Here is a 14,168-nt window from a genome sequence, read left to right as displayed (position 1 = left end):
TTCGACCGTGGTGCATATCGACTATCGATGTTATCGTTCATCGATAACATCGGTTCTCCAGTGGAGGCCAGCATGGTCACCTCGTCCACCTCCAAGTCCGTTCGCGCGGCACGCACCATCACCATCGCTCTCCTGGTTCTGTCGATCGGCTTCACCGCACTCGTCCTGGTGTCGGTCGTGACCGGCCTCTTCCGCCACGGCGATTCGTTGCTCTACGGCGACTCCATCACCGTCCCCATGCAGGTCTCGGGCAGCGACCTCGGCCAGCTGCCTGACGGGATCTCTGCAGGCAACTGGCTCGACGTCTACGTCACGATCCAGGATCCGACGACATCGCAGATGCTCCTGAGATCCGTGCAGGACCTCGGGCCGGCGGTCGTCATCGTCTGGGCTCTCTGGTTGCTGACCGCAGTCCTGAATGCGGCTGCACACGGCGATCCGTTCGGGCGTGACAACGCCCGGCGCTTCCGCAGTCTGGCGCTTGTCCTGATCGCCGGAGGGTTCGCACTCACCATGATGAACTACGCGGTGCTCAACGCGTTCCTTGGTCAGGTGCCCGCGTATCCCTCCATCGACCTCGCGGCAGGACCCTTCAGCCCACTCCCAGCGGGCATGCTCATGGGCGGCCTGGTTGCCTTCGCGTTGGCCGCCATCTTCGCTGACGGTGCACGGCTACGCGAGGACGTCGAGGGGATGGTCTGATGCCAGGTGATGGACACGCCATCGTCGTTCATCTGGACGAGTTGCTCCGCGCCAAGGACATGACCCTCACCGAGCTCTCGTCTCGCGCGGACATCACGATCGCCAATCTGTCGGTCCTCAAGAACGACCGCGCCCGCGCTATCCGATTCTCGACCCTGACCGCCCTGTGCGCGGTCCTCGATTGCCAACCAGGGGACCTGATCAGCTATGCACCGGGCCAGGACTGAGCGCAGCCTACGGGCGCGGACCCCGCTCCCGGGCGCGTGACCGCATGTCAGCGCGCGAGCAGCCGCGCGGCCTCGCTGGCCCAGTAGGTGAGCACGATGTCGGCGCCGGCACGCCGGATCGAGGTCAGCGTCTCGAGGATCGCCTGCTCCCGGTCGATCCAGCCGTACTCAGCGGCGGCCTCGACCATCGCGTACTCACCGGAGATGTTGTAGGCGGCCACCGGGACGCTGACGGCCTCGCGCACCGCCCGCACCACGTCGAGGTAGGCCAGCGCGGGCTTCACCATCACGACGTCGGCGCCCTCGGCGACGTCGAGCTGTGCCTCGCGGACGCCCTCGCGCACGTTGGCGGGGTCTTGCTGGTAGGTGCGTCGGTCACCCTCGAGGGTGGAGTCGACCGCCTCCCGGAAGGGACCGTAGAACGCCGAGGCGTACTTCGCGGAGTAGGCGAGGATCGAGACGTCGGTGTGCTCGGAGGCATCCAGCGCCTCGCGGACCACCCGCACCTGCCCGTCCATCATCCCGGAGGGACCGACCACGTCGACCCCGGCGTGGGCCTGGGCCCGCGCCATCTCGGCGTACAGCGCGAGCGTGCGGTCGTTGTCGACCCGCCCGTCGGAGCCGAGCACGCCGCAGTGGCCGTGGTCGGTGAACTCGTCGAGGCACAGGTCGCTCATCACGGTCAGCGCGTCGCCGACCTCGGCGACCACGTCGGTGATCGCCAGGTTGAGGACGCCCGAGGGATCGAGGGCCCCCGACCCGGTGGCGTCGCGGGTCTCCGGGACGCCGAACAGCATCACCCCGCCGAGCCCCAGCTCCGCGGCCTCCGTGACCGCGGCGAGCAGGCTCTTCCGGGTGTGCTGCACGACCCCGGGCATCGAGCTGATCGGCCTCGGCTCGGAGAGCCCCTCGCGGATGAAGACCGGCAGCACCAGCTGGTCCGGCGACAGCGACGTCTCGGCCACGAGCCGGCGCATCGCCGGCGTCGTCCGTAGCCGGCGCGGCCGGTGGAGCGGCGCCGGGACGGGCTGGTGCTGCTCGGTCATCGGCTCACTTGGCCCGGGCGCGACGGCGTCCGGACGGCTTGCGCTCCGACGGCTTCGTGACCGGCTGGCCGGCCTCGATCATCGAGGCCCGGCGCGAGGCACCGAAGTCGGCGAGGGCGTCGACCAGCAGGTCCACGTCCGGCTGGGGGGCGAGCACGTCGACCCGGAGCCCGTGCTCCTCCGCGGTCTTCGCCGTGGCGGGCCCGATCACCGCGATCACCGTGGAGGCGTGCGGCTTGCCGGCGATGCCGACCAGGTTGCGGACCGTCGAGGAGGAGGTGAAGACCACCGCGTCGAACTTGCCGCTCTTGATCGCGTCGCGGGTCGGGGCCGGCGGCGGCGTCGCCCGCACCGTCCGGTACGCCGTGACGTCGTCGCACTCCCAGCCGAGGTCGATCAGGCCGGCGACGAGGTTCTCGGTGGCGATGTCGGCGCGCGGCAGGAACACCCGGTTGATGGGGTCGAGCACGTCGTCGTAGGGCGGCCAGTCCTCGAGCAGGCCGGCGGCGGACTGCTCACCCGAGGGGACGAGGTCGGCCCGGAGCCCCCACGCGGCGATCGCCTGCGCGGTCTTGTCGCCGACCGCGGCGATCTTGAGGCCCGAGAAGGCGCGGGCGTCGAGCCCGTACTCCTCGAACTTCTCGCGCACCGCCTTGACGGCGTTGACCGAGGTGAAGGCGATCCACTCGTAGCGGCCCTCGACCAAGCCGCGGACCGCCTTGTCCATCTGCTGCGGGTTGCGCGGCGGCTCGACCGAGATCGTCGGGACCTCGTCCGGCACGGCGCCGTAGCCCCGCAGCCGGGTGGTCAGCGAGGCCGCCTGCTCCTTGGTGCGGGGCACCAGCACCCGCCAGCCGAACAGCGGCTTGGTCTCGAACCACGACAGCGTCTCGCGCAGGTCGACGACGTCGCCGACCACGACGACCGCCGGCGGCTCCATCCGGGCGGCGCGGGCGTCGGCGGCGATGTGCTCCAGCGTGGAGCAGACCGTCGTCTGCTCGGTGGTGGTGCCGACCCGCGTCATCGCGACCGGGGTCGTGGCCGGTCGGCCGTGGGCCACCAGCGCCTCGGCGATCTCGCCGATCGTGCCGACCGCGCTGAGCAGCACCAGCGTCCGGTCGTCGGCGTAGCGGGACCAGTCGACGTTGCCGCCACAGGTGACGACGGTGACGTCGCGGTTCTGCTTGGTGCTCAGCGGCACCCCGGCGTACGCCGGCACGGCCGTGGCCGCGGAGACGCCGGGCACGATCTCGAAGCCGACCCCCGCCTTGGCGCAGGCCTGGGCCTCCTCGGGCCCGGAGGCGTAGAGGAACGGGTCACCGACCATCAGCCGTACGACGCGGCGCTTCTTGCCGTGCCGGACGACGACCTTCGCGCGGGCGGCGTGGGTGAGCGGCTGCCCGTCCTCGCCGAAGCCGCCGTCGACGAACTCGGGGGTGGTGCCACCCTCGACGTCGTCCTCGGCCGCCGGGAGGCCGAGCAACCGGCGCACCATTGGCTCGTGGTCGGGCACCTCGGTCACGACGACCTCCGCCTCGCGCAGCAGGTCGACGGCCCGGACCGTGAGCAGGTCGGGGTCTCCGGGGCCACTGCCCACGAACGACACCCATCCGGTGGGCGCGTTCTTGGGGGTGGTCGTGGTCTTGGCTCGCGTCATGCGTTCTGCCTCTTCGCTGGTGCTGCTGTCAGTTCGGCGGCTCCGTCGGCGAGCATCTCCCTCGCCAGCCGGGTCCCGACGCCGGCGGCGTCGGTCGGGCTCCCGGACGCGGACATCCGCACCGAGAGTGCTCCGTCGTGGGACAGGGCGACCGCCCTGACCCACAGCTCGTCCCCGTCGTCGCCCTCGGCCACCTCGGCCAGGGCCCCGATCGGGGCCGAGCAGCCACCCTCGAGGGTGGCGAGTACGGCGCGTTCGGCGTCGACCGCCGCACGCGAGTGGGGGTCCTCCAGGGCCGCGAGGTCGGCGGCCAGCCGGAGGTCGTCGGTCCGGCACTCGACCGCCAGCGCGCCCTGCCCGGGGGCGGGCAGCATCTGCAGCGGGTCGAGCACCTCGGTGGCGTCGTCGAGCCGGCCGATCCGTGCCAGCCCGGCGCGGGCCAGCACGACGGCGTCGTAGTCGCCGGCGCGCACCTTGCCGATCCGGGTGTCGACGTTGCCCCGGATGTCGGAGACCTCGACGCCGAGGCCGAGGGCGTGGAGCTGGGCCGCCCGTCGGGGCGAGCCGGTGCCGACCCGGGAGCCGCTCGGCAGCTCGCCGAGGGTGAGGTCGTCACGGGCCACGACGACGTCGCGGGGGTCCTCCCGCGTGGGGACGGCGGCGAGGGTGATGCCGGGCTCGGGGGCGGTCGGCAGGTCCTTGAGCGAGTGGACCGCGAGGTCGATCCGGCCCTCGAGCAGCGCCTCGCGGAGGGCGCTCACGAAGACGCCGGTGCCGCCGAGCTGGGTGAGCGGCGCGGCCGTGCGGTCACCCTCGGTCGTGACCTCGACCAGCTCGACGTCGCGGTCGAGGCGGTCGCGGACCAGGTCGGCGACCAGCGTCGACTGGGTGGTGGCGAGCAGCGAGGCGCGGGTACCGAGGCGCAGCGGGGAACCGGTCACAGCGCCTCCTCCGGGGGTCGGGTGACCGCGTCGACCGCGTCGGGGTCGAGCGAGAAGAGCTCGGCGAGCGCGGCGGCGTAGGAGACGGCGCCGGACTCGTTGGCCAGCTCCTTGACCCGCACGGTCGGCTGGTGGAGCAGCTTGTCGGACACCCGCTGCAGGGTCTGCTGGATCTCGGCGCGCGCGGCCTCGTCGAGGTCCGGGAGCCGGGTGAGCAGCCGCGCGAGCTCGGCGTCCACGACCCCGGTCGCCATGGTGCGCAGGGCCACGACCGTGGGGGTCACGCTCGCCTGCCGCCGCGCGGTGAGGAACGCAGAGACCTCTTCGGCGACGATCCTGCGCACCCCCTCGACCTCGCGGCCGGCGTCGGTGTCGCGCAGCTCCTCGGCGAGGTCGGCGAGGCCGATCAGGCTCACCCCCGGCAGCTCGGCGGCTGCCGGCTCGACGTCGTGGGGCAGCGCCAGGTCGGCCACGGCCAGCGGCCGCTGGTCGGGCCGGGCGGCGTGGAGCTCGGCGGCGCTGATCAGCGTGCCGGCCGCCCCGGTGCAGGTGAGCAGCACGTCGGCCGTGCCGAGGACGTCGGCCAGCTGCGCCATCGGCGCGGAGCGGACGTCGTACTCGGCGGCGAGACGGTCCGCGTTCTGCTCGGTGCGGTTGACGACCACGACGTCGGCGGCGTCCTGCCGGGCCACCGTCGCGGTCGCGAGGGCGGCCATGCCGCCGGCACCGAGGACCACGACCCGCTTGCCGGCGACCCCGTCGGGGACGATCCGCTCGAGGGCGGCGCTGACGAGGGTCGGCGCGGCCTGGTCGATGCCGGTCTCGGCGCGGGAGCGCTTGCCGACCCGCAGCGCCTGCTGGAACAGCACGTTGAGGGCCGAGCCGACGGTGCCGTGCTCCTGGCCCAGCCGCAGCGCCTCGCGGGTCTGGCCCAGGATCTGACCCTCCCCGACGGCCATGGAGTCGAGGCCTGCGGCGACGTGGAAGAGGTGGGCCACCGCGCCGTCCTCGTAGTGGACGTAGAGGTGGGGCAGCAGCGCGTCGGTGCTCTCGCCCGCGCGCTCCACGAGCAGGCCCGAGAGGTCCTCGACGCTGCCGTGGAAGCGGTCGACCTCGGCGTAGATCTCCAGCCGGTTGCACGTCGAGACCACGGCCGTCTCGGTCACGTGGTCACCGGCCATGGCCTGGGTGAGCAGCTTGACGACGCCGTCGCGGTCGAGCGCGACGCGCTCCAGCAGCGAGACCGGGGCCGACTTGTGGGAGATACCGACGACGAGGACGCTCACGACACCGGCTCCTTCTCGCCGAGGGCACCCTTGCGCTGCTCGTGGTAGGCCAGGATCTGGAGCTCGATGGAGAGATCGACCTTGCGGACGTCGACGCCCTCGGGCACCGCGAGCACGGTCGGGGCGAAGTTGAGGATGCTGGTGATGCCGCTGGCCACCATCCGGTCGGCGACGTCCTGGGCCGCGAGCGCCGGCGTGGCGATGACGCCGATCGCCACCTGGTGCTCGGCGACGATGCCCTCGAGGTCGTCGAAGGGGCGCACGTCGACGCCTGCGACGACCTCCGCCTGCCGGGCCGGGTCGGCGTCGAGCAGCGCGACCACCCGGAAGCCGCGGCTGCGGAAGCCCGAGTAGTTGGCCAGCGCGTGCCCCAGGTTTCCGATGCCGACGATGACCACGGGCCAGTCCTGGGTCACCCCGATCTCGCGGGCGATCTGGTAGCGCAGGTAGTCCACGTCGTAGCCCACACCGCGCGTGCCGTAGCTGCCGAGGTAGGAGAGGTCCTTGCGGAGCTTGGCGCTGTTGACGCCGGCGGCCTGGGCGAGCTCCTCGCTGGAGCAGGTGGTGGTGCCGGAGTCGGCCAGGGTGACCAGCGCCCGCAGGTAGACGGGCAGCCGGGCGACCGTGGCCTCGGGGATGTCCCGGGCGCTCTCGGCGTGTGTCCGTGCTGAGGTCACTGCTCCGCTTTCCAGCCGCCCGGCGGTGGGCCTCGGGAACCCGGGGTCAGCCACGCGGCCCGTTCAATGTAGGAGTTTGTGAACGCGGGAACAAATCGAGTCGACCGGTCGGCTAGCACAGGTGAGGATCCGCACACCGACCGGGGTGTTCTCAGCCCCGGAGAGCCGCCCGCAGCCGCTGCTCGTCGACCCGCCAGAAGTCGTGCTGGCGGCCGTCGACGAAGGTCACCGGGATCTCGTCCCGGAACCGGTCGCGCAACGCGTCGTCGGTGTCGATGTCGACCTCGGTCCATTGCTCGCCGAGGTCGTCGCAGACCCGCACGATCACCTCGCGGGCGACGTCGCAGAGGTGGCAGCCGGGACGGCTGTAGAGGGTGACGCGAGGGTCGGTCACTCCAGCAGCCCCAGCGCCCGTCGACGTTCGAGGCCGCGGAGCCGGCCCTTCTGCACCTTGCCGGTGACGGTCAGCGGCAGCTCGTCGACGACCTCGACCCGGGTGGGCTGCTTGAACCGGGCCAGCCGACCCGCGCAGTGCTCGCGCACGGCCGCCTCGACGTCGGCCGGGTCGCGGCCCGTGGCGCGCACGTAGGCCACCACCGCCTCGCCGGTGTCCTCGTCGGCGACCCCGATCACGGCGACCTCGGCGACACCCTCGACCTCGCGGACCACGTCCTCCACCTCGACCGGGTAGACGTTGAATCCCGAGACGATCACCAGCTCCTTGAGCCGGTCGACCAGGTAGAGGTCACCGGACGGGTCGAGGAACCCGACGTCGCCCGTCGCCCACCACCCCTCGGCGTCGGGGCCGTCCTGGCCGTCGGGCCAGTAGCCGCTGAACAGGTTGGCGCCCCGCACCTCGATCTCGCCGGGGTCCTCACCGACCGGCGGCTCCCCCCGGTCGTCGACCAGGCGCAGCTCGATGCCGGGCAGCGCCGCACCGACCGAGCCGTCGTGGAGCTCCGCCGAGCACAGCGTGCTCGTCACCACGGGCGCGGCCTCGGTGAGGCCGTAGCCCTGGTGGACCGGGAGACCGGTGGCCTCGGTGAAGGCCCGGGCGCTCTCGGCAGCCAGTGGAGCCGATCCGGACAGCACCAGCCGCACCGGCCCCAGCCGCTCCCGCAGCTGCTCCTCGCGCAGCCAGTGGCCGAAGACGGCGGGGGCGACGGGGAGCACGCTGCAGGCCTCGTCCTCGATCAGGTCGAGCGTGGCGTCCGGGTCGAAACGCTCGGCGAGCACCAGTCGCGCACGGTGGCGCAGCACGCCGCCGAGGACGGCGTTGAGCCCGTAGACGTGGAACAGCGGCAACACCCCGAGCACGACGTCGTCGCCGTGCATCATCGGCGGCTCGACAGCGGCGACCTGCTCGACGTTGGCCAGCAGCGCGCGGTGGGTGAGCATCGCGGCGCGCGGGACCCCCGAGGTGCCCGAGGTGTAGAGGAGCGCCGCCAGCTTCTCCGGGTCACGTAGGGGAGGAACCGCCCGCGGCTCGACGGCGACCAGGTCGTCGTAGGAGAGCTCGGTGCCCTGCGCCTCGCCCCCGACCGCCACGACCCGTACGGGGGCCGCGCGCTCGCGGAGCGTGGGATCGAGGTCGCCCGGGTCGCCGGACCGCAACCGGTCGACGGTCGCCACCGCCTCCCGGACCGCCGGCAGCGTGTCGGGCTCGCCCACCACCAGCCGCGTCCCGGAGTCGGCGAGCATCCGCGCCAGCTCGCCGGCGGTCGACCCCGGGTTGACGGGAACCGCGACGGCCTGGGCGCGCAGCACCCCGAGGTAGGTCGTCACGAACTCGAGCCGGTTGCCGAGGACCACCATCACCCGTTGCCCGGCGACCACCCCGGCTGCGCCGAGACCGCTGGCCACGCGGGCCACCTGGTCCTCGAGCCCGCCCCACGTCAGGTGGCGTCCGCTCGCCTCGACGACGGCGATCGCATCCGGCCGTTCCGCCGCGGCAGACGCCACCAGGTCGGCCACGTCCTGCTGGACAGACATGATCGCGATCCTCGCACACCCGCTGAGCCCGCGCGGGGGTCTACGATCGCGGGCATGGCCAAGGACTCCGCGCGCCGGCCCCTCGACCTCCAGCAGCGGTCGGTCCTCGCGGGAGAGGCGGCGGCGTCCGCAGCCGAGGTCGAGACCGCGCTGAGCACGCCGGCCGACGCCACCTCGGCTGCCTTCTTCGACGTCGACAACACCGTCATGCAGGGAGCGAGCATCTTCCACCTGGCGCGGGGCCTGCACCGTCGCCAGTTCTTCACGACCCGCGAGATCGCGGGAGCCGCGTGGAAGCAGGCCTACTTCCGGGTCGTGGGCGTCGAGGACCCCGAGCACGTCGCCGATGCCCGCAACTCGGCGCTCGCCTTCATCGCCGGGCACACGGTCGCCGAGCTCGAGGAGCTGGGCGAGGAGATCTTCGACGAGGCCATGGCCCACCGGATCTGGCCCGGGACCCGCGCGCTGGCCCAGCTCCACCTCGACCAGGGCCAGCGGGTGTGGCTGGTTACCGCGGCGCCGGTCGAGATCGCCCGGATCATCGCCCGCCGACTGGGACTGACCGGCGCGCTGGGCACGGTCGCCGAGCACGTCGACGGCGTCTACACCGGGCGTCTGGTCGGCGACATGCTGCACGGGCCGGCCAAGGGGGAGGCGATCAAGGCGCTGGCCTCCCGGGAAGGGCTCGACCTGGCCCGCTGCTCGGCGTACTCCGACAGCTTCAACGACCTGCCGATGCTGAGCCTGGTGGGGGACCCCTGCGCCATCAACCCCGACAGCCGGCTGCGGGCCCACGCCCGAGCCCACGGCTGGCGGGTCCGCGACTACCGGACCGGTCGCAAGGCGGCCCGTACGGGACTGGTCCTGGGTGCTGCCGCGGGCGCCCTGAGCGGGGCCGTCGCCGCCGGCGTCGCGCTCCGCAACCGGCGGTAGTCCAGACCGCCCGTGGCCACTTGTGGCCTGGGACACGTTTTTCCGTCGAAGGGTTCCCCCCTCCGAACCACCGTCTTACGATGATTCGAGGCTTCGGGGGAAGCTGTATGACCGGGAGGGTCATCATCAAGACGGAGTGGGGATCCAGCGACGGAGCACGCGGGCTCGACGCCCTGCGCGCTGCTGTCGCTGCCATCATCCTCGGGCAGCCGCTGCCGGCGCTCTCGACTGCCGGTGGCTCCGTGCCCGCAGGCTGGCTGCTCAGCGAGGCCGCCGTCAGCAGCGGTCCCGGTCGCGGCGGCTACGACGACGCCGAGCACGCCGCCTCCTCCGAGGACGACGAGGCCGAGCGGAGCCGGCTGATCGCCCTCGTCGAGCTGGCCCGCGGCGGCGACAAGGACGCCTTCGGGATGCTCTACGACCACTACCAGGGCTCGGTCTACCGGTTCCTCTTCTACCGCACCCGTTCGCAGCAGCTGGCCGAGGACCTCACCTCGGAGACCTTCTTCCGCGCACTGCGCTCGATGAGCAACTTCCGCTGGCAGGGGAAGGACTTCGGCGCCTGGCTGATGACCATCGCCCGCAACCTGTGCACCGACCACTTCAAGGCCGGCAAGACCCGGCTCGAGGTCACCACCGAGGACATGGCGACCCACGACGACGCCACCGAGGGTCCCGAGCCGGCCGTCCTCGCCTCGCTCACCAACGAGGTGCTGCTGCAGACGCTCGGCGAGCTGCCCGACGAGCAGCGCGACTGCCTGATCATGCGTTTCCTGCAGGGGATGAGCATCGCCGAGACCGCGGAGGTGCTCGGCCGCAGCGACGGTGCCGTCAAGCAGCTGCAGCTGCGCGGGGTCCGCAACCTCGCCAAGCGCCTGCCCGAGGGGGTGCGGGGCTGATGCACAGGTTCGCGAAGATGTCTAGCCCTCCTGCGTCACACCCCGTAACCTCCCCCGCCGCGGCGTCGTTGGTGCGGTCGACGGGGGCCCGCAAGGGTTCGACACAACGTTCTGAAGGGTCCGTGGGATGAGCGTGTTCATGGCGCGACGACGCGCCGAGGAGTTCGACTCCCTGGTCGAGGCCGGCTCGACCGGGGACGCTCCGGGCGCGCGCTTCGCCGACCAGCTCGAGCTCGTCGCCGGCCTCCGCACCCTCCCCCGCCCCGAGCCGCGGGCCGACTTCACCGCCGACCTGCGCGTCCAGCTCCTCGAGGCCGCCGACACCCTGCTCCAGCCCTCCGAGGACACCCAGCGGCTGACGCTGCCCCCGCGGCGCTCGGCCCGCGACCGCCGGATCGCCGCCGCCGTCGGCGGTCTGGCCGTGGTCGGTGCCACCACCTCCCTCGCGGTCGCCGCCCAGACGGCGCTGCCCGGTGAGATGCTCTACCCGCTCAAGCGGGCCATGGAGAGCGCCGGCACCGAGATCCACACCAGCAACCAGGCGCGCGGCGAGTCGCTGCTGGCCGACGCCACGGTCCGCCTCGAGGAGGCGGCGGCGCTCAGCCGCTCCGGCGACGACGCCGACGGCGCCTACGTCGAGCAGGCGCTGCTCGACTTCGCCGACCAGGCGACGGCGGCCTCCGACCTGGTGCTGGCCGACTACGCCGAGACCGGCGACAAGGAGTCGGTCGAGGACCTGCGCGAGTTCACCGAGGACAGCATGGCGATGCTCACCGAGCTCGAGGAGCTGCTGCCCGACGTGGCGCGCGACGAGCTGCGCTACGCGGCCCAGGTGATCGACCGCATCGACGAGGCTGCGGCGCTGGCCTGCCCGTCGTGCCGCGGCGGCGTCGCCCAGATCCCGCCGGTCCTGCTCGCGGCCGGACAGGTCGCCGAGCCGGCCGTCGTCCTCCCGAGCACCCTGCTCCCGGCCACCACGATCCGGCCGGACGGCGGTGGCCAGGCCGCCCCGGGCACGAAGGGTGGCGACAAGCCCAGCACCGGCGGTCAGGCGACGAGTCCGTTGCCGTCCGTCGACGACGTCCCGAGTCCCGCCGGCGGCGGATCCGGCTCCGGAGGCGGCGGCGGAGGTGGCCCGCTCGGCGACCTCACCAACGGCCTCACCGGCGGCCAGACCGGCGGCACCCCGACCAGCGGCGGTGGCGCCGGTGGTGGCGGTGGCGCCGGCGGCCTCACTGGCGTGCCGGTCGTCCCCGGCGTGGGCGAGGTCGTCGACGACGTCGTGGAGGACGTCGACGACGTCCTGCCCGACCTGCCCTGATCCGGGGCCGGTTCAGTCCTCCCCGCGCCCGCCGCGGAACACCGTGTCGCGCTGGAGCAGCAGCGAGTAGAGCGTCTGCTGGATGGTCTCGCGCACCTGGTCCGTCACGTCGAAGACCAGCATCGGGTCGTCGGCCGAGCCGGGCTCGTAGTCGTCGGTGCGGATCGGCTCGCCGAACTCCATGAGCCACTTCGACGGCAGCGGCACCATGCCCAGCGGTCCCAGCCAGGGGAAGAACGGCGTGATCGGGATGTAGGGGACGCCGAGCAGACGCGCGAGTGACGGGACGTTGCCGACGAGCGGGTAGATCTCCTCGGCGCCCACCACCGAGAGCGGCACGATCGGCACCCCGGTGCGGATCGCGGCGGACACGAAGCCGCCCCGACCGAAGCGCTGCAGCTTGTAGCGCTCGCTGTAGGGCTTGCCGATGCCCTTGAACCCCTCGGGCCAGACCCCGACGAGCTCGCCCCCGCCGAGCATCCGCTCGGCATCCTCGGTGCAGGCGAGGGTGGCTCCGCCCTTGCGGGCCATCGTGCTGACGAAGGGCATCTGGAAGACGAGGTCGGCCCCGAGCATCCTCAGGTGGCGCCCGGTCTGGTCGTGGACGGTCACCATCGTCATCAGCGCGTCGACCGGGACGGTGCCGGAGTGGTTGGAGACCACGAGGGCGCCGCCCTCGGTCGGCAGGTTCTCCAGGCCGGTCACCTCGATGCGGAACCACTTCTCGGCGATGGGGCGAAGCGCGGTCATGAAGAACCGCTCGGTGATCTCGCGGTCGAAGCCGTACTCGTCGACGGTGTAGTCGCCGGTCACCCGGCGCCGCAGGAAGGCCAGGAAGCGTGCCAGCTCGTGTTCCCAGTCGTCGCCGAAGAGCTCGACGGCCGCCTGCTGGAAGCCCGCCAGCCACTCGCCCGGCGAGATCCCGGAGAGCGGGGCCCGCTCGCGCGTGGTCGTGGGGCCCGGGCCGGCGCCGGGTGCGGCAACCGGCTCGGCCGGCTGCTCTGCTGCGGCGTCGTTCGGCGTGGGGTCCGGCTCGGTCGGGGCCGGCTCCGCCGCGCGAGGCTTCCCCGGCGTACGCCGGTGGGAGGCGGGGGCGAGGTCGCGGGCCGCCGACGAGGGACGAGCGGTCCCGCTGCCGCGTCCGGGTCGGCCCCGGGTCCCGATCGGGATGATCTCGGCGTCACCCACGGCCGGCTCCTGTCTGGTCGAGCATGGTCGTCGCACCCACGGTTGCGGTGGCACGGTCGAGCAGCCGTGCGGCCTGGTCGGCGGTCGGGGTGACCGAGCGGGCGAAGTCGGCGAAGGCCGACGCGGTCGTGTGGCGCGGCTCGAAGCCGAGCTCCTCCCGCATCCGCGTGGTGTCGACGCCGCGCCCGAAGGTGAGCAGTCCGAGCTGCTCGGGGGAGAAGTCGGCGAGCCGTGCCCGCCGGAGCGCCGAGCCGAGGCGGCCGACGGCGAAGGAGGGCAGGGACACCGAGGGGCGCTGCAGCCGCCGGATCGCCTGGGACAGCATCAGCATCCCGTCGCCGGCGACGTTGTAGGTCCCGGCGATGTCGGTGACCACGGCGTGCTCGAGGACGGCGAGCAGGTCGTCCTGGTGGAGGAACTGCATCCGGGGATCGAAGCCGAGGACGGTCGGGATGACCGGGAGCCGGAAGTAGGAGGTGATGGGGCTGTGCACCTCGGGCCCGATCACGTTGGCGCACCGGAGCAGGGTCACCCGGACGTCCGGCCGTCGGCGGGCGAAGCCGCGGACGTAGCCCTCGACCTCGGCGGCGTCCTTCGCGTAGCCCGACCGCGGCTGGCGGCGGGGCTCCATGTCCTCGGTGAACATCGCGGGGTCGCGGCTGCTCGCGCCGTAGACGGTCGAGGTCGACTTGACCACGAGGTGCCGGAGCCCGGGCGCCCGTTGGGCCGCCGCGAGGAGCTGCATCGTCCCGAGGACGTTGAGCTCCTTCATGGTGTGGCGGCCGCCGGCGCTGCCGGGGGTGGCGATCACGCTCATGTGGACGACGGTGTCGACGTCCTCCTTGGCGATCACCTTGGCGATCACCGGCTTGCGGATGTCGGCGCGGACGAAGGAGACGTCACCGATGTCGCCCCGCGGGGGGACGGCGTCGACACCGATCACCCGGGCGATGCCGGGTGCGGAGGTGAGGGCGCGCGCATGCCGGCGACCGAGATCGCGGGAGACCCCGGTGACCAGGACGACCTTGCCGGCGGCGCTCATGGTTGGACCGGGGCGACTACTTGCCGAGCTTGCGGCGCTGGACCCGGGTCTTCTTCAGCAGCTTGCGGTGCTTCTTCTTCGCCATGCGCTTGCGCCGCTTCTTGATGACAGAACCCACAGATAGACCTTTCGACTGCGATGCCGCTGCCGGTCGCCGGCAGCGGCGGCCAGCCTATCCGCCGACGCGTGCCCGACCCGCATCGAGGTGCACCCAGTCCACCACGGGACCGCCGGTCAGGTCGAGGGCGTCTCGCCTG

At 72.6% G+C, this 14,168-nt stretch carries 15 protein-coding genes; 5 read left to right on the top strand and 10 right to left on the bottom strand.

Annotated elements, in window-relative coordinates:
* Window positions 1–27: 27 nt before the first annotated feature.
* On the top strand, window positions 28–702 hold the full coding sequence (locus K6T13_RS01765) for a DUF2975 domain-containing protein (RefSeq protein WP_222896481.1): 675 nt from the start codon (window positions 28–30) through the stop codon (window positions 700–702).
* Complete coding sequence (locus K6T13_RS01760; RefSeq protein WP_222896480.1) at window positions 702–929, top strand: helix-turn-helix domain-containing protein; 228 nt, start codon at window positions 702–704, stop codon at window positions 927–929. Before K6T13_RS01765 ends, K6T13_RS01760 begins: the two co-directional genes overlap by 1 nt.
* Window positions 930–976: 47 nt before the next feature.
* Here K6T13_RS01760 and hemB read toward each other — a convergent pair whose 3' ends face one another.
* From hemB to K6T13_RS01725, 7 genes are all read right to left on the bottom strand, one after another.
* Complete coding sequence (gene hemB / locus K6T13_RS01755) at window positions 977–1,975, bottom strand: porphobilinogen synthase (protein WP_222896479.1); 999 nt, start codon at window positions 1,973–1,975, stop codon at window positions 977–979.
* A gap of 4 nt (window positions 1,976–1,979) precedes the next feature.
* Window positions 1,980–3,632 (bottom strand): bifunctional uroporphyrinogen-III C-methyltransferase/uroporphyrinogen-III synthase, encoded by a 1,653-nt coding sequence (locus K6T13_RS01750; protein WP_222896477.1) that lies wholly within the window; start codon window positions 3,630–3,632, stop codon window positions 1,980–1,982.
* A complete protein-coding gene (gene hemC / locus K6T13_RS01745; protein ID WP_249423887.1) occupies window positions 3,629–4,573 on the bottom strand; it encodes a hydroxymethylbilane synthase in 945 nt (314 codons plus the stop codon). Before hemC ends, K6T13_RS01750 begins: the two co-directional genes overlap by 4 nt.
* On the bottom strand, window positions 4,570–5,859 hold the full coding sequence (locus tag K6T13_RS01740; protein ID WP_222896476.1) for a glutamyl-tRNA reductase: 1,290 nt from the start codon (window positions 5,857–5,859) through the stop codon (window positions 4,570–4,572). Before K6T13_RS01740 ends, hemC begins: the two co-directional genes overlap by 4 nt.
* Window positions 5,856–6,536 carry a redox-sensing transcriptional repressor Rex gene (locus tag K6T13_RS01735; protein WP_249423886.1) on the bottom strand — a complete coding sequence of 227 codons (681 nt, stop codon included), beginning with the start codon at window positions 6,534–6,536 and terminating at the stop codon, window positions 5,856–5,858. The genes K6T13_RS01740 and K6T13_RS01735 overlap by 4 nt, the downstream gene beginning before the upstream one ends.
* 151 nt (window positions 6,537–6,687) lie before the next feature.
* Window positions 6,688–6,930 carry a glutaredoxin family protein gene (locus K6T13_RS01730; RefSeq protein ID WP_222896475.1) on the bottom strand — a complete coding sequence of 81 codons (243 nt, stop codon included), beginning with the start codon at window positions 6,928–6,930 and terminating at the stop codon, window positions 6,688–6,690.
* On the bottom strand, window positions 6,927–8,528 hold the full coding sequence (locus K6T13_RS01725; RefSeq protein WP_222896474.1) for a class I adenylate-forming enzyme family protein: 1,602 nt from the start codon (window positions 8,526–8,528) through the stop codon (window positions 6,927–6,929). Before K6T13_RS01725 ends, K6T13_RS01730 begins: the two co-directional genes overlap by 4 nt.
* Window positions 8,529–8,582: 54 nt before the next feature.
* Between K6T13_RS01725 and K6T13_RS01720 the strand changes: the two genes are divergently transcribed.
* The 3 genes from K6T13_RS01720 to K6T13_RS01710 all read left to right on the top strand — a co-directional run bounded on the left by K6T13_RS01720 (window position 8,583) and on the right by K6T13_RS01710 (window position 11,681).
* Window positions 8,583–9,461 (top strand): HAD family hydrolase, encoded by an 879-nt coding sequence (locus K6T13_RS01720; protein WP_222896473.1) that lies wholly within the window; start codon window positions 8,583–8,585, stop codon window positions 9,459–9,461.
* Window positions 9,462–9,568: 107 nt separating this feature from the next.
* A complete protein-coding gene (locus K6T13_RS01715; RefSeq protein ID WP_222896472.1) occupies window positions 9,569–10,360 on the top strand; it encodes a sigma-70 family RNA polymerase sigma factor in 792 nt (263 codons plus the stop codon).
* 127 nt (window positions 10,361–10,487) lie between these two features.
* Window positions 10,488–11,681 (top strand): DUF5667 domain-containing protein, encoded by a 1,194-nt coding sequence (locus K6T13_RS01710; RefSeq protein ID WP_222896471.1) that lies wholly within the window; start codon window positions 10,488–10,490, stop codon window positions 11,679–11,681.
* Window positions 11,682–11,693: 12 nt separating this feature from the next.
* Here K6T13_RS01710 and K6T13_RS01705 read toward each other — a convergent pair whose 3' ends face one another.
* The 3 genes from K6T13_RS01705 to K6T13_RS01695 are packed head-to-tail and all read right to left on the bottom strand — an operon-like array spanning window position 11,694 to window position 14,029.
* On the bottom strand, window positions 11,694–12,869 hold the full coding sequence (locus tag K6T13_RS01705; RefSeq protein WP_222896470.1) for a lysophospholipid acyltransferase family protein: 1,176 nt from the start codon (window positions 12,867–12,869) through the stop codon (window positions 11,694–11,696).
* The gene (locus K6T13_RS01700) at window positions 12,862–13,911 is read right to left on the bottom strand and encodes an NAD-dependent epimerase/dehydratase family protein (protein WP_222896469.1); all 1,050 of its coding nucleotides are present in this window, start codon (window positions 13,909–13,911) and stop codon (window positions 12,862–12,864) included. The genes K6T13_RS01705 and K6T13_RS01700 overlap by 8 nt, the downstream gene beginning before the upstream one ends.
* Window positions 13,912–13,927: 16 nt before the next feature.
* Entirely contained in the window at window positions 13,928–14,029 is a 102-nt protein-coding gene (locus tag K6T13_RS01695) for a 30S ribosomal protein bS22 (protein WP_008356322.1), read from the bottom strand.
* Window positions 14,030–14,168 lie beyond the last annotated feature (139 nt).

The organism is Nocardioides coralli, from assembly GCF_019880385.1.
In the GTDB taxonomy this organism is placed as follows: Bacteria; Actinomycetota; Actinomycetes; order Propionibacteriales; family Nocardioidaceae; genus Nocardioides; species Nocardioides coralli.
The sequence above is the reverse complement of the archived record's forward strand: the minus strand, read 5'-3'. Positions and strand labels throughout refer to the sequence as shown.

Excerpts from the sequence above, each read along its gene's own strand:
- K6T13_RS01710 (WP_222896471.1), top strand. The coding sequence starts at position 10,488 with ATGAGCGTGTTCATGGCGCGACGACGCGCCGAGGAGTTCGACTCCCTG.
- K6T13_RS01700 (WP_222896469.1), bottom strand. The coding sequence starts at position 13,911 with ATGAGCGCCGCCGGCAAGGTCGTCCTGGTCACCGGGGTCTCCCGCGAT.
- K6T13_RS01760 (WP_222896480.1), top strand. The coding sequence starts at position 702 with ATGCCAGGTGATGGACACGCCATCGTCGTTCATCTGGACGAGTTGCTC.
- K6T13_RS01765 (WP_222896481.1), top strand. The coding sequence starts at position 28 with ATGTTATCGTTCATCGATAACATCGGTTCTCCAGTGGAGGCCAGCATG.
- K6T13_RS01715 (WP_222896472.1), top strand. The coding sequence starts at position 9,569 with ATGACCGGGAGGGTCATCATCAAGACGGAGTGGGGATCCAGCGACGGA.
- K6T13_RS01725 (WP_222896474.1), bottom strand. The coding sequence starts at position 8,528 with ATGTCTGTCCAGCAGGACGTGGCCGACCTGGTGGCGTCTGCCGCGGCG.
- hemB (WP_222896479.1), bottom strand. The coding sequence starts at position 1,975 with ATGACCGAGCAGCACCAGCCCGTCCCGGCGCCGCTCCACCGGCCGCGC.
- K6T13_RS01720 (WP_222896473.1), top strand. The coding sequence starts at position 8,583 with ATGGCCAAGGACTCCGCGCGCCGGCCCCTCGACCTCCAGCAGCGGTCG.
- K6T13_RS01750 (WP_222896477.1), bottom strand. The coding sequence starts at position 3,632 with ATGACGCGAGCCAAGACCACGACCACCCCCAAGAACGCGCCCACCGGA.